21 protein-coding genes are annotated in these 22,784 nt (G+C 70.3%); 12 read left to right on the top strand and 9 right to left on the bottom strand.

Going from position 1 to position 22,784, the window contains the following annotated elements; translation table 11 throughout:
• Positions 1–10: 10 nt before the first annotated feature.
• Positions 11–2,356, top strand: coding sequence for an FtsX-like permease family protein (locus tag OHT77_RS44030; RefSeq protein WP_328833997.1), 2,346 nt, complete (start codon positions 11–13; stop codon positions 2,354–2,356).
• Positions 2,357–2,388: 32 nt separating this feature from the next.
• On the opposite strand, the gene OHT77_RS44025 is transcribed toward OHT77_RS44030, so the two are convergent.
• Entirely contained in the window at positions 2,389–2,733 is a 345-nt protein-coding gene (locus OHT77_RS44025) for a hypothetical protein (protein ID WP_328833996.1), read from the bottom strand.
• A 375-nt stretch (positions 2,734–3,108) separates the two neighbouring features.
• Between OHT77_RS44025 and OHT77_RS44020 the strand changes: the two genes are divergently transcribed.
• Positions 3,109–3,579, top strand: coding sequence for a carboxymuconolactone decarboxylase family protein (locus OHT77_RS44020; RefSeq protein WP_328833995.1), 471 nt, complete (start codon positions 3,109–3,111; stop codon positions 3,577–3,579).
• A gap of 48 nt (positions 3,580–3,627) precedes the next feature.
• On the opposite strand, the gene OHT77_RS44015 is transcribed toward OHT77_RS44020, so the two are convergent.
• Together OHT77_RS44015 and OHT77_RS44010 are read right to left on the bottom strand one after the other, a co-directional pair.
• On the bottom strand, positions 3,628–4,197 hold the full coding sequence (locus OHT77_RS44015; protein WP_328833994.1) for a GNAT family N-acetyltransferase: 570 nt from the start codon (positions 4,195–4,197) through the stop codon (positions 3,628–3,630).
• A gap of 141 nt (positions 4,198–4,338) precedes the next feature.
• The gene (locus OHT77_RS44010) at positions 4,339–5,181 is read right to left on the bottom strand and encodes an alpha/beta fold hydrolase (RefSeq protein WP_328833993.1); all 843 of its coding nucleotides are present in this window, start codon (positions 5,179–5,181) and stop codon (positions 4,339–4,341) included.
• Positions 5,182–5,587: 406 nt separating this feature from the next.
• On the opposite strand from OHT77_RS44010, the gene OHT77_RS44005 reads away from it, so the two are divergent.
• The 3 genes from OHT77_RS44005 to OHT77_RS43995 all read left to right on the top strand — a co-directional run bounded on the left by OHT77_RS44005 (position 5,588) and on the right by OHT77_RS43995 (position 7,857).
• The gene (locus OHT77_RS44005; RefSeq protein ID WP_328833992.1) at positions 5,588–5,767 is read left to right on the top strand and encodes a hypothetical protein; all 180 of its coding nucleotides are present in this window, start codon (positions 5,588–5,590) and stop codon (positions 5,765–5,767) included.
• 211 nt (positions 5,768–5,978) lie between these two features.
• Positions 5,979–6,497, top strand: coding sequence for a hypothetical protein (locus tag OHT77_RS44000; protein WP_328833991.1), 519 nt, complete (start codon positions 5,979–5,981; stop codon positions 6,495–6,497).
• A 295-nt stretch (positions 6,498–6,792) separates the two neighbouring features.
• Entirely contained in the window at positions 6,793–7,857 is a 1,065-nt protein-coding gene (locus OHT77_RS43995; RefSeq protein WP_328833990.1) for a lipoate--protein ligase family protein, read from the top strand.
• 48 nt (positions 7,858–7,905) lie between these two features.
• Here the strand turns inward: OHT77_RS43995 and OHT77_RS43990 are convergent, their stop codons facing one another.
• The gene (locus OHT77_RS43990; RefSeq protein ID WP_328833989.1) at positions 7,906–8,712 is read right to left on the bottom strand and encodes an SDR family oxidoreductase; all 807 of its coding nucleotides are present in this window, start codon (positions 8,710–8,712) and stop codon (positions 7,906–7,908) included.
• Positions 8,713–8,861: 149 nt separating this feature from the next.
• Positions 8,862–10,283 carry a sugar porter family MFS transporter gene (locus OHT77_RS43985; RefSeq protein WP_328828537.1) on the bottom strand — a complete coding sequence of 474 codons (1,422 nt, stop codon included), beginning with the start codon at positions 10,281–10,283 and terminating at the stop codon, positions 8,862–8,864.
• A gap of 270 nt (positions 10,284–10,553) precedes the next feature.
• On the opposite strand from OHT77_RS43985, the gene OHT77_RS43980 reads away from it, so the two are divergent.
• Positions 10,554–11,903: an NAD(P)/FAD-dependent oxidoreductase gene (locus OHT77_RS43980; RefSeq protein ID WP_328834501.1), complete on the top strand. Its 1,350-nt coding sequence runs from the start codon at positions 10,554–10,556 to the stop codon at positions 11,901–11,903.
• Between the two features lie 17 nt (positions 11,904–11,920).
• Positions 11,921–12,385, top strand: a complete 465-nt coding sequence (locus OHT77_RS43975; protein WP_328833988.1) for a MarR family winged helix-turn-helix transcriptional regulator — start codon at positions 11,921–11,923, stop codon at positions 12,383–12,385.
• A 467-nt stretch (positions 12,386–12,852) separates the two neighbouring features.
• Here the strand turns inward: OHT77_RS43975 and OHT77_RS43970 are convergent, their stop codons facing one another.
• Positions 12,853–15,633, bottom strand: coding sequence for a helix-turn-helix transcriptional regulator (locus OHT77_RS43970; protein WP_328833987.1), 2,781 nt, complete (start codon positions 15,631–15,633; stop codon positions 12,853–12,855).
• Between the two features lie 216 nt (positions 15,634–15,849).
• Between OHT77_RS43970 and OHT77_RS43965 the strand changes: the two genes are divergently transcribed.
• The gene (locus OHT77_RS43965; protein ID WP_328833986.1) at positions 15,850–17,415 is read left to right on the top strand and encodes an FAD-binding protein; all 1,566 of its coding nucleotides are present in this window, start codon (positions 15,850–15,852) and stop codon (positions 17,413–17,415) included.
• Positions 17,416–17,573: 158 nt separating this feature from the next.
• Positions 17,574–18,317, top strand: coding sequence for an SDR family oxidoreductase (locus OHT77_RS43960; protein WP_328833985.1), 744 nt, complete (start codon positions 17,574–17,576; stop codon positions 18,315–18,317).
• Positions 18,318–18,345: 28 nt separating this feature from the next.
• Here the strand turns inward: OHT77_RS43960 and OHT77_RS43955 are convergent, their stop codons facing one another.
• Positions 18,346–18,531 (bottom strand): hypothetical protein, encoded by a 186-nt coding sequence (locus OHT77_RS43955; RefSeq protein WP_328833984.1) that lies wholly within the window; start codon positions 18,529–18,531, stop codon positions 18,346–18,348.
• On the opposite strand from OHT77_RS43955, the gene OHT77_RS43950 reads away from it, so the two are divergent.
• Positions 18,530–20,062: an MFS transporter gene (locus OHT77_RS43950; RefSeq protein WP_328833983.1), complete on the top strand. Its 1,533-nt coding sequence runs from the start codon at positions 18,530–18,532 to the stop codon at positions 20,060–20,062. The two genes, OHT77_RS43955 and OHT77_RS43950, sit on opposite strands and share 2 nt — an antisense overlap.
• 102 nt (positions 20,063–20,164) lie before the next feature.
• Here the strand turns inward: OHT77_RS43950 and OHT77_RS43945 are convergent, their stop codons facing one another.
• Positions 20,165–20,914, bottom strand: coding sequence for a PP2C family protein-serine/threonine phosphatase (locus OHT77_RS43945; RefSeq protein ID WP_328833982.1), 750 nt, complete (start codon positions 20,912–20,914; stop codon positions 20,165–20,167).
• Between the two features lie 550 nt (positions 20,915–21,464).
• On the opposite strand from OHT77_RS43945, the gene OHT77_RS43940 reads away from it, so the two are divergent.
• Positions 21,465–21,722, top strand: a complete 258-nt coding sequence (locus tag OHT77_RS43940) for a hypothetical protein (RefSeq protein WP_328833981.1) — start codon at positions 21,465–21,467, stop codon at positions 21,720–21,722.
• A 132-nt stretch (positions 21,723–21,854) separates the two neighbouring features.
• Positions 21,855–22,160, top strand: coding sequence for a hypothetical protein (locus OHT77_RS43935; RefSeq protein ID WP_328833980.1), 306 nt, complete (start codon positions 21,855–21,857; stop codon positions 22,158–22,160).
• Here OHT77_RS43935 and OHT77_RS43930 read toward each other — a convergent pair.
• Complete coding sequence (locus OHT77_RS43930; RefSeq protein WP_328834500.1) at positions 22,105–22,539, bottom strand: VOC family protein; 435 nt, start codon at positions 22,537–22,539, stop codon at positions 22,105–22,107. The genes OHT77_RS43935 and OHT77_RS43930 overlap by 56 nt on opposite strands.
• Between the last annotated feature and the right edge of the window lie 245 nt (positions 22,540–22,784).

Genomic DNA, 22,784 nt, shown 5'->3' with positions numbered 1-22,784 from the left:
GAGGAACACTGTGAGCCCAGCTGTGCAACGACGCTTCGGAGGGCTGCGCGCGCTCGGTTTCGGGGCCCGGCTCGCCCTTGCAGGCGGCCGGGAGAACACGGTCCGCACCGTCCTCGTAGTGATAGGCGTGGGGCTGGGCGTGGCCATGTTGCTGCTCGCCTCCTCGGTACCCAGCGCCAGACATCACCGAGACGAGCGGATCCACCGCCGTATCGACGTCAATCTCGACGACCGCGCCATCGAGGCGTCGGATCACACTGTGCTGATCAGCGACATCGACACTGTGTTCCGGGGCATGGGGATCCGGGGACGCACGGTGGAGCCGGAGGGACCCGCCGCACCGCTCCCGCCCGGAGTCCGGCACTATCCGCGCCCTGGGGAGATGGTCGTGTCGCCGGCCTTGGGCAGGCTGCTGACCGCACCGGGCAGCGAACTGCTGCGGGAGCGCCTCGCCCACCCCATCACGGGCGAGGTCGGTGACGCGGGACTGCTCGACCCGGGCGAGTACGTCTTCTACCTGGGCGGAGACCACATGGTGGCGGGCGTCGGAGGAACACGGCGGCTGGACCACTTCGGGAAGGCGTACCCGCCGAAGCCGCTCCCGCCCGAACTGGTCCTGCTCAGTGTCGCGGGAATCGTCGTCCTTCTCGTCCCGGTCGGCGTCTTCATCGCCGCGGCCGTCCGGTTCGGCGGCGAGCACCGGAACCGACGGCTTGCCGCCCTACGTCTTGTCGGCGCGGACCGGCGTATGACGGCCACCGTCGCCGCGGGCGAGGTCATGGTCGGCACACTCGCAGGGATAGCCCTGGGAGCAATCCTGTTCATGGCGGGCCGTCAGTTCGCGGGCCGGGTGGAGATACAGGGGCTGGGCGTCTTCACGGAGGACCTCACGCCGGAACCTCCACTGGTGCTGCTCACAGTGTTCGCCGTCCTCACGCTCTCCCTCGTGGTCACCCGGCTGGCCATGCACCGTGTGGCCGTGGAGCCGCTCGGGGTCGTCCGCCGGGGCGGCGGGAGAAGCCGGCGGCTGTGGTGGCGCGTCGCCCTGCCCCTGCTCGGACTCGTCCTGTTGCGAACGTCGGTGCGCAGTCCCTCCGACCTGCAAGGCACTTCTCAGGTCGGCACGATGGTCGTCGGCATGCTCGCGCTGCTGGTCGGGGTCACCGCCGTGCTGCCCTGGATCGTGGAAGGTCTCACGCGGCAGCTCGGCGGTCGCGGTCCGCTGTCCTGGCAACTGGCCCTGCGCAGCGTGCAGTTGAACGGCGAGACCGCCACCCGCTCGGTCAACGGGATCGCAGTCGCCGTGGCAGGTGCCGTGGCGCTGCAGACCCTCTTCACTGGGCTCGCGCACCCTCCAGGAGCCAGCGCGGCCCGAACCCCGCACGGGATTCCTTCCCTCCATACGCAGGTCGGCATCGCCCGTCTTGACAACGGCACGACGGACGCCGATCAGTACGGTCCCGCGTTCGCCGTGACCCCTGGCGTGCAAGAGGCCGTGGACTTCGCGGAGTTGACCGTGACCCCACCCGACGGCGGGTTTCCGCAGGCGGTCCGTATCGCCGACTGCGCTCACCTGCGCCGACTGGCGTCCCTGCCCTTCTGCTCCGACGGGGACAGCTTCCTCACCGCGGCCACCGGCGCGGATCGCATCCACGACACGACCACCTGGAAGGCCGGAGTGACGCTGCGCATCGGCGCGAACGGCCCGTACTGGAAGACGCCACACATCACGGCTGCCGCCCATGCCACGAACGCCAGTCCCCCGGGCGATGTCGGCGAACGCGTACTTCTGGCCACGCCCCGGGCGGCGGGACCGACAGCGATGGCACACGCCGTCAGAACCGTCAGCCTCACCTACACGGCCACGGCCGACGACGTGCAGGACCGCATCCGTACAACGGCCGCCCGGCTGGACCCGTCCTTCACCGTCGACTTCCCCGGACGGCCCCGAGTCGACCCGGCACTCGACGGGATCAGACGGGCCCTGCTGGCCGGGGTGACGGCCGTCCTGCTGCTCATAGCCGCGAGCATGCTGCTCGGCGCGTTGGAGCAGATCCGGGACCGAGCACGTCTCATGGCCGTGCTCGTCGCGTTCGGCACCCGACGTCGTACGCTCGCCGGTTCCGTTCTCTGGCAGACCGTTCTTCCGGTCGGACTCGGTCTGCTCGTCGCCGCGCTTATCGGAACGACTCTCGGCAACACGCTCCTCGGCCTTCTCGGCAGACCCGTGCTCCATGACTGGACCACCTTGCTGGCCATGGCCGGCATCGGCGCGGCCGTCTCCGTCGGGGTGACCCTGCTGACCCTGCCCACGTTGTGGCGGGCGGCTCGACCCCAGGGGTTGCGGCACGAGTGAGCGGGTAGGTTCAGCGTGATCGTGTGCCCTGGTCAGGCCACCGAGCCCACCACCAGCGCCGCGCACCCGAACAGCACGACACTGATCAGTGTCATGGCGATCAGTGTTCCGCGCAGCCACCGTCCGAATCGGAGGCGGTGTGCCTCCTCCACCGTGTTGATGCGGTCGGCTATGTGATCGGTGACCATCCGCGCAACGTACTGCTGCTCGTCGAGGTACCAACGTTCGAGGTCGCGCTTCTGACCGGGGCTGAAGTCCGTGGCCTGCGCGGTGAATTCGGCCAGTCGGCGACGGGCCGCGCCGAGGTGGGCCTCCCGGTACAGATGGGCCTCGATGTCGATCAGGCCGCGGGCCGCTGTCTGCTTGTCCGTGTCCATCGTGTGCTCCGAAGTCGAACGTGTTGTTGTCAGGACCGGCCGTACTCCGCAAGGACGACTGCGGCCGCGGGTTCGAGAATGACGTCGCTCACGGCATGCTCCTTCGGCAGGGGCGAGGCGGGATTCTCACCTCATGAGACCGTGCCGAGCGCCGGTGTGTGACGCGGCCGGGCAGTCGAGGTAAGAGCCCGCACGAGCATCTCGTCCTCGATCTGCACCCCCACTCGCGCGACTGGAACACGGTCCTGACCGCAGCCCACTATGTCCGCACATCCGACAGCGTTCGCTGTGAACAGTGGTGATCTCGTGTCACAAAAGATCGACGTGTTCGGTCAGTGGACCGTAACCGGTTCACCATGTGTGAGGAGATTCGTCATGGACGCACGCATCAACTTCTTCGGCAACGGCCTCGCGGGCAAGGTCATGCGGCACCTGAACTCGGCCGGCAAGGCGGTGGCTCCCGCTCTTCCGGTCCCCACTCAGGAGCTGGTGAAGATCCGGGCGAGCCAGATCAACGGCTGCGGGTTCTGCACCGACATGCACACCAAGGACGCCGCCGCGGCCGGTGAGACGCAGCTGCGGCTCAACCTGGTGGCCACCTGGCGCGAGGCCACCGTCTTCACCGACGCCGAGCGAGCGGCGCTGGAACTGACCGAACAGGGCACGCGCATCGCGGACAGCTCGACCGGTGTGAGCGACGACGCGTGGGCCGCCGCCGCCAAGTTCTATGACGAGGACCAACTGGCCGCGCTGATCTCGCTGATCGCCGTCATCAACGCCTACAACCGCATCAATGTCATCAACCGCCAGCCGGCGGGCGACTACCAGGTCGGCATGTTCGGCTGATCTCCGCACACCGGCGCCCGGAGCCACCCGCCGCCGGAGGGGCGATCCTCACCACCGGTCCGTGCCACAGCGGTCACACGCTGCGGCACGGACCGGCCATTTCCGGAACGCCTGTCCAGCCAGTGGTCCCGAGGCGTCGCCGGCGCGGAGGACTTCCAGATCCTGTGTCCGCGTCCAGGCTCTGATGACGCCGCCTTCGTCACGCCGGTGCACGGGTACGGGCGCATGACGCAGGACGGCGTCGATCCGTTCGTCGCCGGGGAGGACGAGACCGTAGACCGTCTTCCAGCCCCCGCCGGCGACATGGCTTCCAAGACCACGCAGCAACCGGGTCCCCAGCCCTCGGTTCTGCCAGGAGTCCTCGACGAGCAGGGCGGCTTCTGCGGCTGAGCGGTCCGGCATGAGGTGGCCCAGAGCGACGATGCGGCCTGCGTCGTCCCAGGCGGCCAGGTGGATCGATCCGGGGCGGCCCAGGAGCGCGGGCAGGTAGCTGCGCGGATCGGGCATGGCCCGGTGGTAACGGCTCCACAAGGTCTGTGCGGAGCATCGCCGGTGCAGCGCCACGGCGGCATCGAGATCGCCGGGGCCGGTCGAGGTGACGTGCGGGGGATGGTTCATCGGTTCTTCCTGACGGCGGATCTCCCTGGCGTGGGCGCGCAGTTGACCGGCCGGTGTGTGAAGGATCTCGGGGCCGGGGCGATCCCGTCGTGCCCACGCGGAGGGTCCCGGAGCGGCGCGCGCTCCGGGACCCTCCCGACGTCAGCGCACCGAGTGAGCGGCGTCCTCGACGACGTCGGCGACCTTTCCGGGCTGCGAGACGCTCACCGCGTGGGACGCACGGACCTTCGTGGTGTGAGCGCCCGCCCGCTGGGCCATGAACTCCTGTGCCTGCGGGGGGATGTTGAGGTCCTGCGTCGCGATCAGCACCCAGGACGGAATCGTCTTCCACGCGGGCTCGCCCGCGCCCTCGGCCAGGGCGGCACTGGTCACCGGCCGCTGGTTGACCGCCATCAAGTCGGCCTGGTCACGGGGCACGTCGGCGGCGAACTGGTGCCGGAACTTGTCGTTCTGGATGTAGAGGTCGGTTCCCTGGGAGCCGTCGGGGTTGGTGATCGGCACGGGGCGCAGGGCGTCCCCGAGGGTACTGCCGGGGAACTTGCCCGAGAGGTCGACCGCGCTCTCGCCCTTCTCCGGAAGGAAGGCGGCGACATACACGAGCGCCTTGACGTCCTTGTCGCCCGTGGCGGCATTGCTGATGACGGAACCGCCGTAGGAGTGGCCCACGAGCACCACCGGGCCGTCGATGCTCGCCAGGACGTCCCTGAGGTAGGCGGAGTCCCCCTGGAGGGAGCGCAGCGGGTTGGCGACGGCGACCACGGGATAGCCGTCGTGGCGGAGTTCTGTGATGACGCCGTTCCAGCTGGTGGAGTCGGCGAACGCGCCGTGGACAAGCACCACCGTCGGCTTGGGCCGATGAGTGCCGGTGTCCTTGTCCGCGGACGCCGGCACGATGGCAGCTGCGGTGAGGGCTGCGGCGAGGCCGACCCCGGCCAGGACGGTCAGCGGGGTCCGCGCACGGCGCATGCGGGGCGAAGGGTTCATGAGGTCGCCTTTCGAGATGGGACGGTCAAGTCACGTTGCGGAGACGGGCGGGGCACTGCCCCAGGAGCGTCGGAAGGACGTCATCGCCGACAGGGACAAACCCGCGCCGGGAAACAGGGCGCGGAGTCACAGCGGCGGTCGATCGGACGCCTTGAGTGCTCAGTGCGGCGATCTCTCATTTGCCGCGATCTCTCCGTATGACCGATGAACCTGTCGAGGAGTGACACTCCATCGCCTTCTGGATGTCCGGCGACCGGGTCCCGGCTGGGATGAGCGTCAATGTGCGGGACGCAGCAGCGCTCCGGTACCCCGCACAGCGTCTGTCACGGAGACCCTCGCTGCTCGGTCAGAGCAGCGGGCACATCCGATGGCGCCGGGCGGACCGGCCGACAAGGGAGGACACCCGATGAGCCAGAACTTCGATCACGACGACCGTCCCGAGGCCGCCACCGTGTTCCTGGCGGCGGAGGCGGCCCTGCTCACGGAGCGGGTACGCATGCTGCGGGAACAGCTGGCCGACGTCGATGCGCGCATCCAGGAGACCGCCGACCGGCTCCGTCGGCGTTCCGCACCCTGCCGCCCCTGACCGTGCGGCACCCTGTCGTTTCCCCGTAGCGGTTCGCGCACGACGGTGGGACACTCGATTGCATCTTTCGACTCGCACCGGTGCGTCCGCGGTGATGAGTATGATCCTGCATACGATGTCATGAGGTATCCCATGCCGGATTCCGAGCCGAGCGGCCCCAGCGCCTGACTGGGCACGGCCCGGTGCATGGGGGTGAGGATGAGAGGAAGCCATGGTCCCGGCAACTCGCGCGGCGAACAACATCGAGAACACCGCTGAGAGCCTCCAGGAGGATCTGGCCCGACTGGAACTCCAGAAGCGGGCCCTGGAGAGGGAACTGGCCGCTGTCGCCGCGCATCTCGACTCCGTACAGCGTGCTCTGGGCGCCCTGTCGGTCCTGATGTCCGACCCCACCGGCGCGGCACGATCCACGTCGACCGGCGATGCCGGGCGGGTCCATGATGTAGAAACGGTACGGGAGCCCAGCCCGTCTCTCGTCGAAGAGCCGTCGGTGGACAGCACGTCCCGGTCGCGGACGCCCGAACAGCAGCAGTACGGACAGCTCACCGAGCAGATCATCGACTTCTTCGCGCACGCCGCCGACTCGGAGGTCCGAGCCCGTGACGTGGCCGCGGCGCTCGGCCGTGACACCGACAGCGGGAGCATCAACGCCGTACGGAGCACGCTCGACCGCCTCGTCGGCACGTCCCGGATCAAGCGGGCCGGCCGGGGACTCTACCGGGCCTTGTGACGCAGGCGCGCCGTGCCTCGGGCACGATCCGCGGGGGTTCGGACGGCGCCCGAGGCCGGCGCTGAGGTGTTCCGGAGCAGCCGCGACCTTCCGCGCCCTCCCAGAACACTGTGATGAGCATACCAGCGTTTGACACTCTTCGATCCGAACAGTGGCATCGGCCATAGCCGTGGCCGGACTGCGGATCAGCCGTCCAGCGCACCCCGCGGGTACCGCGCGCTCTGCGGCCCTGAACTCCGGGAACACGCCCGACTCCCACACTGTTGCACCGGCGAGCGGAAAGGACGGCGAGACCGTGCACGGTGAGTACAAAGTCCCTGGCGGCAAGTTGATCGTGGTGGACATCGAGGTGGAGGACGGCGTGCTGCGCCGTCCCCGAGTGGCGGGCGACTTCTTTCTCGAACCGGATGAGGCCCTCGACTCGGTGAACCGTGCGCTGGACGGTGCCCCGGCCGACACGGACGCGGCCGGCCTGGCGGCGCGCATCGACCGAGAGCTGCCCGACGGCACGGTCATGTACGGCCTGACGTCGGAAGGTGTGGGCATCGCCGTACGCCGGGCCCTCGCGCATGCCAGTGACTGGGCCGACTACGACTGGCAGTTGATCCACGACGGCCCCCAGAGCCCGGCGCTCCACATGGCGTTGGACGAGGCCATCACCGCCGAGGTGGCTGCTGGACGGCGGCCGCCGACGCTCAGGGTGTGGGAATGGGCGAAGCCGGCGGTGATCATCGGCAGCTTCCAGTCGCTGCGCAACGAAGTCGATCTCGACAGCGCCCACGAGCACGGCATCGAGGTCGTACGCCGTATCTCCGGCGGCGGGGCGATGTTCGTGGAACCCGGGAACACCATCACCTATTCGCTGTCCGTGCCCGACGCCCTGGTGCAGGGACTCTCCTTCCAGGACAGCTACGCCTATCTCGACGACTGGGTGCTCGACGCGCTCGGCGAGATGGGGATCAAAGCCTGGTACCAGCCGCTGAACGACATCGCCACCGACCAGGGAAAGATCGCCGGCGCGGCCCAGAAGCGCATCGTGGGACCGGACGGCGGTCCCGGCGCCGTGCTGCACCACGTGACCATGGCCTACGACATCGACGCCGACAAGATGCTCAGCGTCCTGCGCACAGGGCGCGAGAAGCTGTCGGACAAGGGCACGAAGAGCGCGAAGAAGCGAGTGGATCCGCTGCGCCGGCAGACCGGACTGGAACGGGAAGCCGTCATCGCGGGACTGATCGATTCCTTCAGGAAGCGCTATGGACTCGCCGTGGGCGGGGTGACGGACGCCGAGATGAGACGTGCGCGGGAGCTCGTGGACACGAAGTTCACCACACCCGAGTGGACGGCCCGGGTTCCCTGAAGTCCGCCGGCCAGGGCCTCGGCCGGGTCGTGAGACCCGGCCGTCCCATCATGGCTTCACCGCTTCGGGCGCGGATCGGTTCGCCAGCCAGTCGCCGTAGCGCTGCCGCGCGACGTGGGCATCAGGACCGGGCAGCAGATCCGCGTGCCGAATCCGAGCGCCGAACACGGTGCTGCGGTTGTCGGCGAAGACGCGGCGGTGTTCCTCATCCGAGGTCAGAGCCGCGCGGACGAAGGCGTCCAGCCTGAACTGCTCGGGGCCGGCGATCTCCTGCACGGCATTCGACGGTGTGAACGCCGCGGTGTGGGCGAGCAGCGTGGCCACTTCGGCACCTGCGACCGGGCGTATCCCGACGGGCGGCACCCACACGATCCAGTCCTCTGTCGTCGCGGCCGCGATCTCGGCCGCCGACTCGAAGAGTTGCGTGGCGCGGACGATCGAGTACGGGATCCCGGAGCGCCGGATCATCTCCTCCTGTGCCCGCAGTGCCCGGAAGACCCCCTCCGCACGAACCCGGTCCACGCCCACCACGGAGAGCGAGACATGGTGCTCGACGCCGGCCGCCGCTTCGGCGGCGAGGAGACCGGCCGTGGCGCGGTTCCGTCGCGCAAGGAGAGCGTCCTCATCGATCACCAGGCCGTCGTCCTCGGTCAGAGTGCCGTCGTCGAGGGACGGCGGCCCCGAAAGGTCGATCACCACGGAGCAGCCGGTCAGCGTGTCCACCAGGCCGGCCTCCGTGAGGTCGTCACCACCGGTGGGCGCCGGTACGACGGCGACCTCATGACCGTGGTCCCTCACTCCCTGCGCGGTCTCCGCCGTGGTGGGCAGACCGCTGCCGAAGACGACCACCTTCATGGCACTACCTCTCTCTACAAGGACCTGCCGTACCTCGCCGAGCAGGCTCGACGGGCCGCGCATCGCGGTATCCGCAGTGGCGCCCCGGTAGGAGTGGACAAGGTAAGAACCAACGGTGTGACACCGTCCCTGAGGTCCGCAGCCGTGCGTCAGCCCATGTCCTCGAGTTTCTTGCCCTTGGTCTCCTTGACGAACTTGAGGACGAAGGGGATGGAGAGGGCGGCGAAGACGGTGTAGATCACGTAGGTCGCCGACAGGTTCCAGTCCGCCAGCGAGGGGAAGCTCGCGGTGATGGCCCAGTTGGCGATCCACTGCGCGGAGGCCGCCACGCCCAGAGCGGCGGCGCGGATCCGGTTGGGGAACATCTCGCCGAGGAACACCCACACCACGACACCCCAGGACAGGGCGAAGAACAGGACGAACACGTGGGCCGCGACCAGCGCGGTCCAGCCCTGCGCCGAGGGCAGCTTGCCGTCGACCAGGTGGTAGGAGAAGGCCCAGGCCTCCAGCGCGAGACCCACGACCATGCCGACCGAACCGATCAGGGCCAGCGGCTTGCGGCCGATCCGGTCCACGAAGATCATGGCGATCACGGTGCCGATGATGTTCACGATCGACGTCGTGAAGGAGTAGAAGAACGACTGCGTCGGGTCGACCCCCACCGACTGCCACAGCGTCGAGGAGTAGTAGAACGCGACGTTGATACCGACCAGCTGCTGGAACGCGGACAGGCCGATACCGACCCACACGATCGGCTTGAAGAAGAAACCGCCCCCGCCGAGCAGGTCCTTGAACGTCGACTTGTGCTCCCGCTTCATCGCGTGCTCGATCTCGGCGACCCGGGCATCCAGATCGACGTCGTCGCCCTCGACCTCACGCAGCACCTCGTGCGCCCGGCCCACCTTGCCCGCCGAGATCAGGAAACGCGGGGACTCGGGGATCGCGAAGGACAGCAGCCCGTACAGAACGGCCGGGATCACCATGACGCCGAGCATGACCTGCCAGGCCTCAAGACCCATCAGCTTGCCGCGCTGGTCACCGTCCGCGGCGTTCAGCAGACCCCAGTTGACCAGCTGCGAGATCGCGATACCGATGACGATCGCCGCCTGCTGGAACGACCCGAGCCGGCCCCGGTAGGCGGGCGGGGACACCTCGGCGATGTAGGCCGGGCCGATGACCGAGGCCATACCGATCGCGAACCCGCCGATCACCCGCCAGAACGCCAGATCCCACAGCGCGAACGGCAGCGCCGAACCCACCGCACTGATCGTGAACAGCACCGCCGAGATCTGCATACAGCGGATACGGCCGATACGGTCCGCAATCCGCCCCGCCGTCGCCGCACCGATCGCACAGCCGATCAGAGCGATCGCGATGACCTGCGCCAGGGCCGCCGACCCCACGTCGTAGCGGTCACGGATCGCCTCGACCGCCCCGTTGATCACAGAACTGTCGTAACCGAAGAGGAAGCCGCCCATCGCGGCCGCCGCCGCGATGAAAATGACATGCCCCAGATGTTCGGGATGAGCCGACCCGGCTCCTGACTGAGGTGCCTGCGCAGTGCTGGTCACGTGTAACTCCTCCGGGACTCGGATCGCGGTCTGTCTGGTGATCGACAACAGGGCTTCCATCCGCTGCCCTCTCCGGGCACGGGTACGCCTGGCGCTCGGTCGGAGGCTCTCGCCCACGGCGGCCGGCCGGGCAGCGGCGGCGCTCACCGGTATGAGACAGCCTGCGCGTGTCCGTTGTGACGCTGTCTCGCCGTCTTTCCGCCGCGGCAGATGTCACAACCGCGTCGCCCGTCCGGTCTTGAGGACGAGACCGAGAGAACAGAGGACGTCGTGCAGGAGATCCTGATCGTGGGTGGCGGCTACGCCGGTTTCTACGCCGCGTGGGGCCTGGAGAAGAAGCTGCGCCGGGGCGAGGCACGGGTCACCGTCGTCGACCCTCGGCCCTACATGACCTATCAGCCCTTTCTGCCCGAGGTCGTGGCGGGCTCGATCGAGGCGCGCCACGCGGCGGTGTCCCTACGGCGGCACCTGCACCGCACACGGCTCATCGCCGGAACGGTGACGGGCATCAGCCACCACGACCGCACCGTCACCATCCGCCCGGACAGCGGTCCGGAGCATGAGCTGTCCTACGACATCCTGGTGGTGACGGCCGGTGCCGTGACCCGTACGTTCCCGATACCCGGGGTCGACGAGGAAGCCTTCGGCCTCAAGCACGTGGAGGAAGCCGTCGCCATCCGCGACCGGCTGCTCACCTCTTTCGACCGCGCGGCGACGCTGCCGCCGGGGCCAGACCGTCGCAGGCTCCTCACCGTCACGTTCGTCGGCGGCGGGTTCTCCGGTGTGGAGGGGTTCGGGGAACTGCTCTCCCTGGCCACCGCTCTGCTCCGGCACTATCCCGAGCTCTCGGCGGACGAACTGCGGTTCCACCTTGTCGAGGCGCGCGACCGCATCCTGCCGGAAGTCGGGGACGGACCCGGCGCCTGGGTGGTGCGGACACTGCGCGAGCGGGGAGCCGAGGTGCACCTGAACACCCAACTCGTCTCCGCGAAGGACGGACACATCGTGCTGTCGAACGGCGAGGAGTTCGACTCCTGCCTGCTCGTGTGGGCCGCAGGCAACGCGGCCAACCCCATCGTGCACAACCACACGGACCTTCCCGTCGACGAGCGCGGGCTGCTGACCGTGCGGGCCGATCTGCGGGTGGGTACCGAGGACGCGCCGCTGGAGGGCGTGTGGGCCGCCGGCGACGACGCCGCCGTCCCCGACCTCGCGGCACACCTCCCAGGAGCACACACCGTCCCGAATGCCCAGCACGCGGTCCGCCAGGGCAAGTTGCTCGCGAAGAACATCCTGGCGACGCTCCGGGGGCGAGCCGTCGCGGACTACGTGCACCACAGTCTCGGGGTGGTCGCCACCCTGGGCCTGGGGCGCGGGATATTCCAGTACCGGCGTCTGGTCGTCAAGGGCTTCCCGGCCTGGCTCATGCACCGCGGTTACCACGTGCTGGCGATACCCACGTGGGAACGCAAGGTCAGGGTGCTCGCGGTGTGGATCACCGCCGTGCCGTTCGGCAGGGACATCGTCTCCCTGGCCTCGGTGCAGAGGCCCCGCGAGGCCTTCGTAGCTCACGGAGACCCCCGTCGAGGTGAGCAGTCCACGGAGATACCGGCCCGGTGAGGAAGAGGCCCGGAGCGATGACGAGCCAGGGCTCGACGTTGATCACGCGCTGGAGAGCACTGGACCGCCTCCACGGCCGGATCGAGAACACGATGGAGCGACGGCTCCATGAGGACTTCGGGCTGAGCCTGCGCGAGTTCCAGGCGCTGACGATGCTGCAGGAGAGCATCGACACCGCGCACGGGCGGCTGTACCTGCAAGACCTCGCCGCCGAGATCGGGTTGAGCCAGTCGGCCACGAGCCGGCTGGTCGCCCGGCTGGAGAGCCGCGCACTGATCACCACCTCGACCGCGGCCCTTGACCGGCGCAGCGTCGACGTACGCCTCACGCCCGTGGCCCGGGAGACACTGCGCCGCGGCATCCCGTTGGTCGACGAGACCGTCCGGCACACGGTCGAGACACTCGCCGACGAGGGCTGTGACCAGGATCTGCTCGGCTACCTGCGGAACGGCGGCACGGACGACCGACCGATCGCGGAGTGATCCACCTGAAGTTCCGGGGACTGCGGCCGAGTTGGGGGTTCCCTTGCTCGGCATTGCGCTTCGTGATGATGAACTCGGGCAGGGTCCGGGAGTGCCGTACTCGAGATCGCCGAGCAACTCCGTCCTGCGCCACTGCCGCCCTGGGCCTTCTCTCCGGCCGACAGCCGCGAGAGGTCCTCGTGCGTGAACCATTCGCAGGTCTCCCACGCCGACGCGGCACCGGCGTCGGGCAAGCCGGGCCGACGTGTCGAAGGCGCCCATGCGCCCGCCGTCGTTGAGCTGCCACACCGTCTCGGAAGCACCGACACGTGAGCCCCGGTCAGGTCCGAGGAGACCCGACCCTCATCCGCGCCACCAGAGTTCCCCGCCGACCGAGGACGTCACATCCTCGAGCGGGCCGAGCGCGGCCGGATCAAGAGGGCTGTCGGTGCACCGGACCCATCGCGCGGCGCACCGCGGGGCGGAGCTCATCGGGCCCGTGCCCCGTCCAGCACGTCGGGCAGTGCGCGACGTGAGCTGATGCCGAGCTTCGTGTAGACCTTCCGCAGGTGCCATTCCACGGTGTGCGGGCTGATGAACAGCTCCGCGCCGATCCTCGCGTTCGTCATGCCGTCGGCCGCAAGTGCGGCGACCTGGGACTCCTGCGGGGTGAGCGCGCTCGCCGGCCCGGGCTCGCGCACGGTGACGTGCTCGCCGGTGGCGAGGAGTTCGCGGCGGGCCCGTTCGGCGAACGCGTGGGCCCGCATCCCGTCGAACATCTCGTGCGCCGTGCGCAGATGGTCGCGGGCCTGCGCCCGGCGCTGACCGCGCCGCAGCCACTCGCCGTAGAGCAGATGCGTGCGCGCCACCTCCACCACGACCCCGCCGCGGCCGAATTCCTCTATGGCCGTCCGGTACAGGCCGTCGGCCGCCTCTCCCTCCGCGAGAAGTGCCTCGCTGCGGGCACTCGCGCCGCGTGCCCATCCGGAGCCGGCGGCACGGGTGAGTTCGGTCAGCCGGGCCAACGAGGCACGCGCCTGGTCGAGTTCGCCGCACCGCACCGCGGCCTCGACATGTTCGACCAGCGACAGTCCGGTGAAGTTGAACCCGTCGTGCTCGATACCGGTGCGGGCCGCCTCCATCGCCTCCTCGTAACGGGCCAGCCCGTTGAAGAGCACACCCTGGATGTAACCCATGGCGCCGAGCAGGGACACCTCTCCCCTGCGCACGGCGCTCTCCCTGGCCTCCTCGACGATGTCGGCGACGACATCCGCCTCCCCCCGCCACGCGGCCAGCACGAGCGCGGCGTACTTGTGCGGGGCGTGCCCGGTCGCGGCGGCGATCGCGTCGGCCTCGTCGATCATGCGGGCCGCCTCGGCGAAGTCGCCGTAGTGGATGTGCACTCCGCCCGCGTAGATCAGGGCGGGGGGCAGCGTGCCGAGCGCCCCGATGTCGCGGGCCAGGCGCACCGCGCGGCTCGACAGCGCGTCCCAGGCGTGCAGGTCCCAGGCGTAGTGGATGAACGCCTCCAGGGCGACCGGGGCCAGCAGCAGCCACCGGACGGCCGCCTCCCGGGTGTGGAGCTCTTCGTGTTCGAGCAGGTCGAGTGCCTCGCACAGGACCGGAACGCCCACCTCGCAGCCGTCCGCGAGCAGCGCCGCCACACCGTCCAGGAGGGCGTCGGCGGCCTTGGAACCCGAGGAAGGCGCCCCGGACGCGCGCGCCGCGACAGCCGCGGCCCGGGCGCCCGCAGGGCCGTGGACGCGGCCCGCGAAGATGGTGGCGCTGATCGCCTCCAGGTAGGTCTCGCGGGCCAGGGGCGAACCCGCCGCGGTGAACTGTGCGGCCGCGTCCAGGAACAGCGGTGCCGCCTCGTCGCTGCGGCTGCGGGCGAAGAGGATCCTGGCCCGCAGCCGTGCCAGCCGGGCGCGGTCCAGGGGGCTCAGGGGATACAGGTCGGCCACGGCCGCGAGTTCGGTGGCCCGTTCCGGCGCGGCGGCCGAGAAGTGGGCCTCCGCTGCCGCGAGCGCGCGGCGCCCACGCGGCCAGGGGTCGGGCGTCACCTCCACCGCGCGTTCCAGCAGGACCGCCTCCGCGGCGATGCCGCCGCGCTGCCGAGCTCGGTCAGCGGCCTGTTCCAGCCCTGCGGCGACCTCCTCGTCGGGCCCGTCGGCCGCCTGCGCGGCATGCCAGGCACGCCGGTCGGGGTCCAGGAGAGGGTCGGTCGCGTCGGCCAGGGCCCGGTGCACGGCGCGCCGGTCCTCGGGCTCCGCGCCGTGGTAGACCGCCGACCGGACCAGGGGGTGCCGGAACCGCACCGGCTCGCCGAACTCGATCAGGCCTGCCGCCTTGGCCGGTGCGGCGTCCGGGGTGATGTGGAGGGACGCGGCCGCGCGGATCAACAGGCGCGCGTCACCCACCGGTTCCGCCGCGGCGGTCAGCAGCAGCGTGCGCGTGGCGGCCGGCAGTGCGCCGAGCCGTCCGGCGAAGTCCCGCTCGACGCGGCCGGCCACCGACCCCTGGACGCCCGGGGAGCTCGACGCGTCGACCCCGTAGGCGAGTTCGGCGGCGCTGCGGCCGCGGGAGAACTCCAGCAGCGCCAGCGGGTTGCCGTGCATCTCGGCCACGAACCTGTCCCTGACCCGTTCCTCCAGCCGTCCCCCGACAGCGCTCGCCAGGAGTTCCCCGGCCGCGGCGGGTTCAAGGCCCTTGAGCTGAAGTGCCGGCAGGCCCCCGAGCACGGACCGTCCCTCGGGGTCGCGGACCGCGAAGGCCATCGCAACCGGCTCCGCGAGAAGTCGCCGGGCCACGAACTCCAGTGTCTGCAGGGACACTTGGTCCAGCCACTGGGCGTCGTCGACCAGGACGAGCACCGGCCGGGTCTCCGCGGCGCGGGTGAGCAGGGTGAGTACGGCGAGGCCGACCAGGAAGCGGTCGGGCGGATCGCCGACCGCCGTCCCGAACGCCACTCGCAGCGCGTCGCGCTGGGGTTGCGGCAGTTCCTCGATGCCGTCCAGGAACGGCGCGCACACCTGGTGCAGGCTCGCGTAGGGCAGCTCCATGTCGGCCTCGACACCGCGCGCCCAGGTCACCGCCACCCGGTCCGCCTGCGCGGCCGCGTACTCCAGAAGCACCGACTTGCCGATGCCCGCCTCGCCCCGGACCACGAGAACCCGTGACCCACCGTCCCGCAGGCCGGCCAGCAGGTCGTCGAGCGCTTCGCACTCACGCTGCCGGCCGAACAGATCGGGAAGCGGACCGGCGATCATGCGACTCGGCTCCTCGGCGGATTCGGGGAGGACAGAGCTCCCACAGCGATGGTCGGAAGGATCATTGCCACGATACCCGCGAGCTCTGTCACACGGTGCGTGCGGACACTGTGACTACTTCCACGCCCGAAATCACGCCGACGCTGTCACAGATCGGGGGTCTGTCCGGTCGTTCCCAACCGATGATCCCGTACGTCCGCCGTCGCAGGAGGATCCATGTCTTCGCTCGGGCACCAGCTCGCCACGTCCGTCCTCGTGGTGGGAAGCGGTGCGTCAGGCCTGCGAGCGGCCATCGAAGTCGCCGAGACCGGTGTCGCGGTCGCGGTGGTCACCCAACGGCCCTCCGACAACGCCCCGGCCCGCGAGTGGTACGAGGCCGCCGACTGGGAGTCCACCGGCGCCCACCCCGGTGACGGCCACGCCTCCGACACACTGCGGGAGAGCCGCTTCCTGACGTCCGCCGAACGGCACACCGGCTGGGACCTGTACGGGAATCTGCATGCCCGCGCGCGGCAGCTCGCGATCCCCGTCCTGCACCATGTGTACGTCACCCGGCTGCTGGTCGACGACGGTACGGTGTTCGGCGCCTACGGATTCGACCTCGTCGACGGCTCGCGCCACCTCGTGCACGCCGACTCGGTCGTCCTGGCCACCGGCGGGCACACCCGCATCTGGCGGCACACGTCCGCCCGGCGCCACGAGAACACCGGCGGCTCCCTCCGACTCGCCACCGAGGCCGGGGCCCGGCTGCGCGACCCGGAACTGGTGGGATTCCACCCCTTCGGGCTGACCAGGCCGGACAGCACGGCGGGCATGCCCGTCAGCGAGCGCGCACGCGACGTCGGCGGTGTCCTGCTCAACAACCTGGGTGAGCGGTTCATGACGCGCTACGACGCCGCGAACATGGAGCGCTCCGACCAGGCGACCGTCGCTCGGGCGTCGTACACGGAGATCAAGGAAGGCCGCGGGTCCCGGTCCGGTGGCGTGTGGCTGGACCTGTCCCACCTGCCCGGTGAGACGGTCCTGACGCGGTTGCCGCGGCTGCACCGGCGCATGCTGGAGCTGCAGACGCTCGACATCACCCGCGACCCCATCGAGGTCGTGCCGACGGCCCAGTTCTCCCTGGGCGGCATCTGGGTCAGGCCCGAGGATCACAGCACCGACGTGGACGGCCTCTTCGCGGTCGGGGAGGCGGCCTGGGGCCCGCACGGCGCGAGGCCGGCGACGGAGAACAGCCTCGTCGAACTCCTCGTCCGCGCGCGGGTCACCGGACGTGCGGCGGCGGAGTACTCGGCGACGCTCACCGGCACGCACCGCTCACCGGCCGCGACACGCGCCGCGGAAGCGGACCTGCGGCGCGTTCTGAGCGCCGACGGCGACCAGAACGTCCGCGCCCTGCAACGCTCGGTACGGCACCTGATGACGGAACACGCAGGCGTGGTACGGAACGAGGCCGGGATCCTCGCGGGGCTGACCGGACTCGACGGGATCGAGGCCCAGGCGGCGGACATCGGCGTGCACATCGACATCGGCGGCTTCCGGGACCTGGCCCACGCCTACGACCTCAGATCGACCGTCCTCGCCGCCCGTGCGACCCTCCAGTGCGCTCTGGAGCGGCGCGAGACCCACGGCTTCCATCACCGGTCAGACCACCCCGCCACCGCCTCCGCCGTGCGGGTCACCATGCTGTGGTCCCAGGCCACCGGCGCGCGCCGCGAACCCCTGCCGTCCGTTCCCGTGACCCCCGCCGAGCAGCCCGCCGACACCGACCCCGCCGGATGAGGCGACCGGTCGCGGGAAATCTCCGCGCACCGTCCTGTCACACATCCCGCCCCCGCCCGGTCAGGAGGGAGTACGTGCCATCGCACCTGGTGCCCATGGCCGGCCGGCTCACCGCAGCCCCACCGTGCACCGGGCCAGAACAGTGAAGGGGAATCCCCATGAAGGTCGTAGTCATCGGCGGAACCGGGCTCATCGGTTCCAAGGTCGTCTCCAAGCTCAACGAACACGGCCACGAGGCGGTGGCCGCCTCCCCGAACACCGGAGTCAACACCGTCACCGGCGAAGGTCTGGCCGACGCGCTGAAGGGCGCCTCCGTCGTCGTCGACGTGTCCAACTCCCCCTCCTTCGACGACGACGCCGTCGCGGAGTTCTTCCGGGCCTCCACCACCAACCTGCTCAAGGCGGAGGCCGAGGCCGGTGTGACCCACCATGTGGCGCTGTCCGTCGTGGGCACCGACCGTCTCCAGCAGGCCGGCTACTTCCGTGCCAAGCAGGCGCAGGAGGACATGATCCGGGACTCCGGAGTGCCGTACTCGATCGTGCACGCCACGCAGTTCTTCGAGTTCGCCAAGACGCTCGCGGACTCCGCGACCAGCGGTGACACGGTCACCGTCGCCCCGATCAAGATCCAGCCCATCTTCTCCGGCGACGTGGCGGCGGCCGTCGGCCGTACCGCGGTCGGCACCCCGGTCAACGGAATCGTGGAGGTCGGCGGCCCCGACACCTTCACGCTGGAGGACTTCATCCGCAAGGGCCTCGCGGTCCACGGCGACCCCCGCACCGTCGTGACCGACCCCAACGGTCTCTACTGGGGCGCCGCTCTCCAGGAGACCGACCTGCTGCCCGGCCCCGACGCGCAGCTCGGTGAGACGCACTTCGCCGACTGGAGCAGTCAGCAGTAGCCGCGGCTCCGGGACCCTGCCCCCGAAGTCACGCGGACAACGACGACCGGCTCGCCGCGCTGATCTCGCTGATCGCGATCGTCAGTACCTGCAACTGGATCAGCGTCATCAGCCGGCCTGCGGCCATCGGCCCGGCATGTTCGGCTGACGCGCCCGTCCCCTCGATGCGGAGCCACGGGCCGACCCCTCTCCCGTCGTCCCAAGGAGACACCATGCGCCTTTCTCCTCCCCCCGAGGACGCGGCTCCCCTCCGCATCGCCGACGCCCGCGGCCGTTGGACCCTCCTAGCCACCGTGCTCGGCTCCAGCGTGGTGCTCCTCGGGTCGACCGTCACCAACGTCGCCCTGCCGCGCATCGGCGACGACTTCGACGCCGACCTCGCCGTACTCCAGTGGACGGTGAACGCCTACATGCTGACCCTGGCGGGCCTCATCCTGCTGGGCGGCTCCCTGGGCGACCGCTTCGGCCGACGCCGGATCTTCGTCCTGGGCATCGTGTGGTTCGCCGCGGCGTCCCTGTTGTGCGGGCTGGCTCCCGACACCACCACCCTCATCGCCGCCCGGGCGCTCCAGGGTGTCGGCGGAGCGCTGCTCACGCCCGGCTCGCTGGCGATCATCGAAGCCTCCTTCCACCCGGACGACCGGCCGCGCGCCATCGGCCTGTGGTCCGGCTTCGGCGGCATCGGCGCGGCACTGGGGCCCTTCCTCGGAGGGTGGCTGGTCGACGGCCCCGGCTGGCGCTGGACCTTCCTGCTGACGATTCCCCCGGCGCTGGTGTGCGTTCCCCTGGCACTGCGCCATGTCCCGGAGTCCGTCGGCAGACCTTCGCAGAGCAAGGCGGCGACCGCTGCCGGAACCGGCCCCCGTCGGGGCTTCGACATCGCCGGTGCCGTGCTCGGCGCGCTGGCCCTCGCCCTGGCCACCTACGCACTGACCGAGGCCCGCACCGGCGGGCCGGTGGTCCTCGTCGCGGCGGCGGGCAGTGTCGCGGCAGGGGCCGCCTTCGTGCTGGTGGAGCGGCGCAGCAGTGACCCCATGATGCCGCTGTCGATCTTCTCGTCACGGCCGTTCGCGGCCATCAACGTGATCACCCTGTGCGTCTATGCGGGGCTGGGCGGGTTCTTCTTCCTGACGGCCCTGCAACTCCAGATCGTCGCCGGGTACTCGGCGCTGGCGGCCGGCGCGGCCATGCTGCCGAGCACAGTGCTGATGCTGCTGTTCTCCTCGCGCTCCGGGGTGCTCGCCCAGCGTCTGGGGCCGCGGATTCCGCTCACCGTCGGCCCGCTGGTGTGCGGCGCGGGGATGCTGATGACGGCGCGGGTCGGCACGCACGCCTCCTACTTCTCCGACGTACTGCCCGCGCTGCTGGTGATGGGCACCGGCATGGTCGTCATGGTCGCTCCGCTGACCGTGACGCTGCTGGCCTCGGTCGAGGCCGCCGACGCGGGACTGGCCAGCGGTATCAACAACGCGGCGGCCCGCGCGGCCGGGCTGGTCTCCGTGGCGGCCCTGCCGCTGCTGGTGGGGATGGACCCGGACGCCTACCGTTCACCGGCCTCCTTCGACACGGCGTTCGGCCGGGCCATGCCGCTGTGCGCGGGCCTGCTGGCCCTCGGCGCCGCCGTGGCCCTCGCCCTGCCGTGCCGGACCGCCGGCACTGCTCCGCCACGGCACGGCCGGGCGCACGGCTGGCTGATGGAGCCTCCGCTGGTGTCACGCTTCGCGCATCATCAGGCCCTCGACTAAGAAGCCCGCCGGGCCACGGAACAGGAACCGGCCGAACCAACCGGACCAGGCGCACAAGCCGCTTCGCCCCGCTCCGCCAACCGGCCACATCGCCCTGGGTGTTCACCCCGCCAGAACCCCGGGTCCCTCGCAGGCCAGGTGAAGCACGGCCACGTCGTCGCGGAGCCCACCGAACGGAGCGGCCAGCGCCGACGCGCCGTGCACCAGGGCATCGACGAACGCCTGCGTCCCCAGGTGCGCGAGACGGGCCGCGAGTCGCAGCAGTCCCTCCTCGCCGAGCCGTCCCTGGGAGGTGGGGCCTTCGTAGAGACCGTCGGTGAACAGCACCACGCCGTCCCCGTCCGACAACGCCAACTCGCTCTCGCGCCAGTCCCCCTGACCGGGAAAGAGACCCAGCGGAAGAGCAGGCCGCGGCTCGGCCCACCGCACCCTCCCCCGGTGCCGGTGCAGAAAGCCCGGGTGGCCCGCGCTGACCATCCGCAGGGACCTCCGGTGGGGCGGCAGGACCAGGGACACCACCGTCGCGTAGGTCTCCTCCCGCGCTCGTTCGTCGGTCAGGATCCGTTCGAGGAGCCGGAGTTGTTCCAGTTGGCTCTGCCCGCACAGCACGGCGGTGTGCCATGCCAGGCGCAGATGGACGCCCAGAGCGGCCTCGGCGGCACCGTGACCGGACACGTCGCCCATCACCACATGGACGCTGCCGTCCTCGCCGCGCACCACGTCGCAGAAGTCACCGCCCAGCAGCGTGTGCGCGCGACCTGGTGCGTAGTGGAAGGCGGTCGTGAAGCCCTCGCCACGCAGTGCGAGGTCGGGCAACAGGCCACGCTCCAGCGCGGTGTTGTCCCCTGCCATGCCTTCCTGACCCTCCGTCGTCGCCCCGCCAAGCGCACAAGCCGGCCGGTCCTGACGCGGAGTCCGGATCTGGAGCGCGTCCTGTGCATCCCATGCCTCGCGGGACGGCGGAGACACGCTGAGGCCGCGGCGGAGGGTCGCACCCCCACGGGGTCGGACCTCCTGGGCCCGAAGTCCTCCGCAGCGATCGCCGGTCGGCTCGTCCGACGGCGGGATGGGGCTGCTCATGTGTGGTCTTTCCTACGACGAGGGGAATCGGCGGCTCCACGCACAAGTGTCGGCGGCGCTCTGGGCGAGCGCCTCTCCTTCTCGTACCTGGCCCGATCTGTTCGACCATGAGACAGCGGCGAAAGGGGATGTGTGACATCCCGACGCCCATCCGTGAGGCACGGCACGGGAGTTGAGGGGCGACAGCGGACAGGGACCGTCCCGCTGTCACGAACCGGGCCGCTGTCCAGTCAAGTCAGAGAGCACAGAAATTCTCGCCGCGCCTCTCGCACGGTGTCCCCGCCTCACCGCCCGTACCGGCGGAGAACGGAGATGAGGCCTCATGTCCAGTACGCCGAGAGACTCACTCAACTGGTTGGTGGGCCTGCCGTTCCATTCGGACGGTTCCCGTGTCGTCTGGCTGTACTACCTCGTGGGCGACGCGACCGACAGCGTCGGCGCCGTGTGCGAGGCCGTGCTCCGGGCCAACAGCGGACCCGAGCGGAACGCCCGCGGCGAGGTGCCCGTCGAACCCGATCATGCCGAGGTCCGCCGCATCCGCAGGCACGTCCTGGGCGATGTCGTCCTGGAAGCCTGCTGACCCTCGGGGCCGTACTCCCCGGGCCCCTGCTCATCGCACGGCGGTGCCGCCGACTCCAAGTGTCACAACAACGCCGCCCGTCCGGTCAGTACGGCGACTGATGTCCGACACGATCCGAGGAGGGCCGGGAAGATGTCCCAGAGCACTGAACTTCAGGCGGACCCCGCCACCGTCGCCGCGTCACTCACGGCGGAGGCGGCCGCGCTGGAAGGGCGGCTACGGCAGCTCCACGAGGAAGTCCACGCCGTGAACGCGCACATCGCGTCGATCGCCGAGACCATCCACACCATGCGCGCCACCGCCACGGCACGGGGCGGGGGCGAGCGTCGCTTCGGCCCGATGGGCGACGCCCGCCCCGCGGTTCAGCGCCGCGCGAGCCTCCTCAGGGCCGAATCGGCACCTCCTGCAGCACCCATCCGTTGCCGTCCGGATCACTGAACTCGGCGTAGGAGTGGTAGTCACGACGCTGCGGGTCGGGTCCGCCGACCCGCTTCTCGTCCGTGCTGCGGTGGAACACACCACTGGTGTCATGGAAGATTCCGCCGGTCGCCACGCCTCTTGCAGCGAGCTCCCGGCAGGCCCGCTCGATGTCGGAGACGACGAGGTGAAGGCCCCGGACCGAACCCGGAACGGCCGTGGTGACCCCGGTCCCGAACAGGACCGAACACGCGGATCCCGGGGGCGTCATGTGCACCACGCGATAGGACGCGTCCATGACCTGGTCGGCGTCCAGGCGGAACCCGACCGCCTCGTAGAACGCCTTGGCCCGGTCGACGTCCGAGACGGGCAGCACCAGGACGCCCAACTTGAGCTCCATGACACCGTCGTCCTCGCCGGCGGGCGCCTCGGCCGTCGCGGGACCCTCGGCCTCCTCGATCTCCACCCGGTACAGGTCGATTCCGACCCGCGATCCGTGGGTGACGACGGTCCAGCCCTCCACCACACGCCACTCCGCGTCGGTGCCCTTCAGATACGTTCCGTCCGGTGCCGCGGCGGCGCGCAGTTCGGCGTCCAGTTCCTCATGCCGTTCGTGCGGCACGTGGAGCTCCAGGTCGAAGCGGC

Source organism: Streptomyces sp. NBC_00252, assembly GCF_036187565.1.
In the GTDB taxonomy this organism is placed as follows: Bacteria; Actinomycetota; Actinomycetes; order Streptomycetales; family Streptomycetaceae; genus Streptomyces.
The sequence above is the reverse complement of the archived record's forward strand: the minus strand, read 5'-3'. Positions and strand labels throughout refer to the sequence as shown.

Bases quoted from the DNA above. Each gene is read 5' to 3' on its own strand.
- OHT77_RS44025 (WP_328833996.1), bottom strand. From the start codon at position 2,733: ATGGACACGGACAAGCAGACAGCGGCCCGCGGCCTGATCGACATCGAG.
- OHT77_RS44020 (WP_328833995.1), top strand. From the start codon at position 3,109: ATGGACGCACGCATCAACTTCTTCGGCAACGGCCTCGCGGGCAAGGTC.
- OHT77_RS44015 (WP_328833994.1), bottom strand. From the start codon at position 4,197: ATGAACCATCCCCCGCACGTCACCTCGACCGGCCCCGGCGATCTCGAT.
- OHT77_RS44010 (WP_328833993.1), bottom strand. From the start codon at position 5,181: ATGAACCCTTCGCCCCGCATGCGCCGTGCGCGGACCCCGCTGACCGTC.
- OHT77_RS44005 (WP_328833992.1), top strand. From the start codon at position 5,588: ATGAGCCAGAACTTCGATCACGACGACCGTCCCGAGGCCGCCACCGTG.
- OHT77_RS44000 (WP_328833991.1), top strand. From the start codon at position 5,979: ATGGTCCCGGCAACTCGCGCGGCGAACAACATCGAGAACACCGCTGAG.
- OHT77_RS43990 (WP_328833989.1), bottom strand. From the start codon at position 8,712: ATGAAGGTGGTCGTCTTCGGCAGCGGTCTGCCCACCACGGCGGAGACC.
- OHT77_RS43975 (WP_328833988.1), top strand. From the start codon at position 11,921: ATGACGAGCCAGGGCTCGACGTTGATCACGCGCTGGAGAGCACTGGAC.
- OHT77_RS43970 (WP_328833987.1), bottom strand. From the start codon at position 15,633: ATGATCGCCGGTCCGCTTCCCGATCTGTTCGGCCGGCAGCGTGAGTGC.
- OHT77_RS43965 (WP_328833986.1), top strand. From the start codon at position 15,850: ATGTCTTCGCTCGGGCACCAGCTCGCCACGTCCGTCCTCGTGGTGGGA.
- OHT77_RS43960 (WP_328833985.1), top strand. From the start codon at position 17,574: ATGAAGGTCGTAGTCATCGGCGGAACCGGGCTCATCGGTTCCAAGGTC.
- OHT77_RS43950 (WP_328833983.1), top strand. From the start codon at position 18,530: ATGCGCCTTTCTCCTCCCCCCGAGGACGCGGCTCCCCTCCGCATCGCC.
- OHT77_RS43955 (WP_328833984.1), bottom strand. From the start codon at position 18,531: ATGGTGTCTCCTTGGGACGACGGGAGAGGGGTCGGCCCGTGGCTCCGC.
- OHT77_RS43945 (WP_328833982.1), bottom strand. From the start codon at position 20,914: ATGGCAGGGGACAACACCGCGCTGGAGCGTGGCCTGTTGCCCGACCTC.
- OHT77_RS43940 (WP_328833981.1), top strand. From the start codon at position 21,465: ATGTCCAGTACGCCGAGAGACTCACTCAACTGGTTGGTGGGCCTGCCG.
- OHT77_RS43935 (WP_328833980.1), top strand. From the start codon at position 21,855: ATGTCCCAGAGCACTGAACTTCAGGCGGACCCCGCCACCGTCGCCGCG.
- OHT77_RS43930 (WP_328834500.1), bottom strand. From the start codon at position 22,539: ATGGAGCTCAAGTTGGGCGTCCTGGTGCTGCCCGTCTCGGACGTCGAC.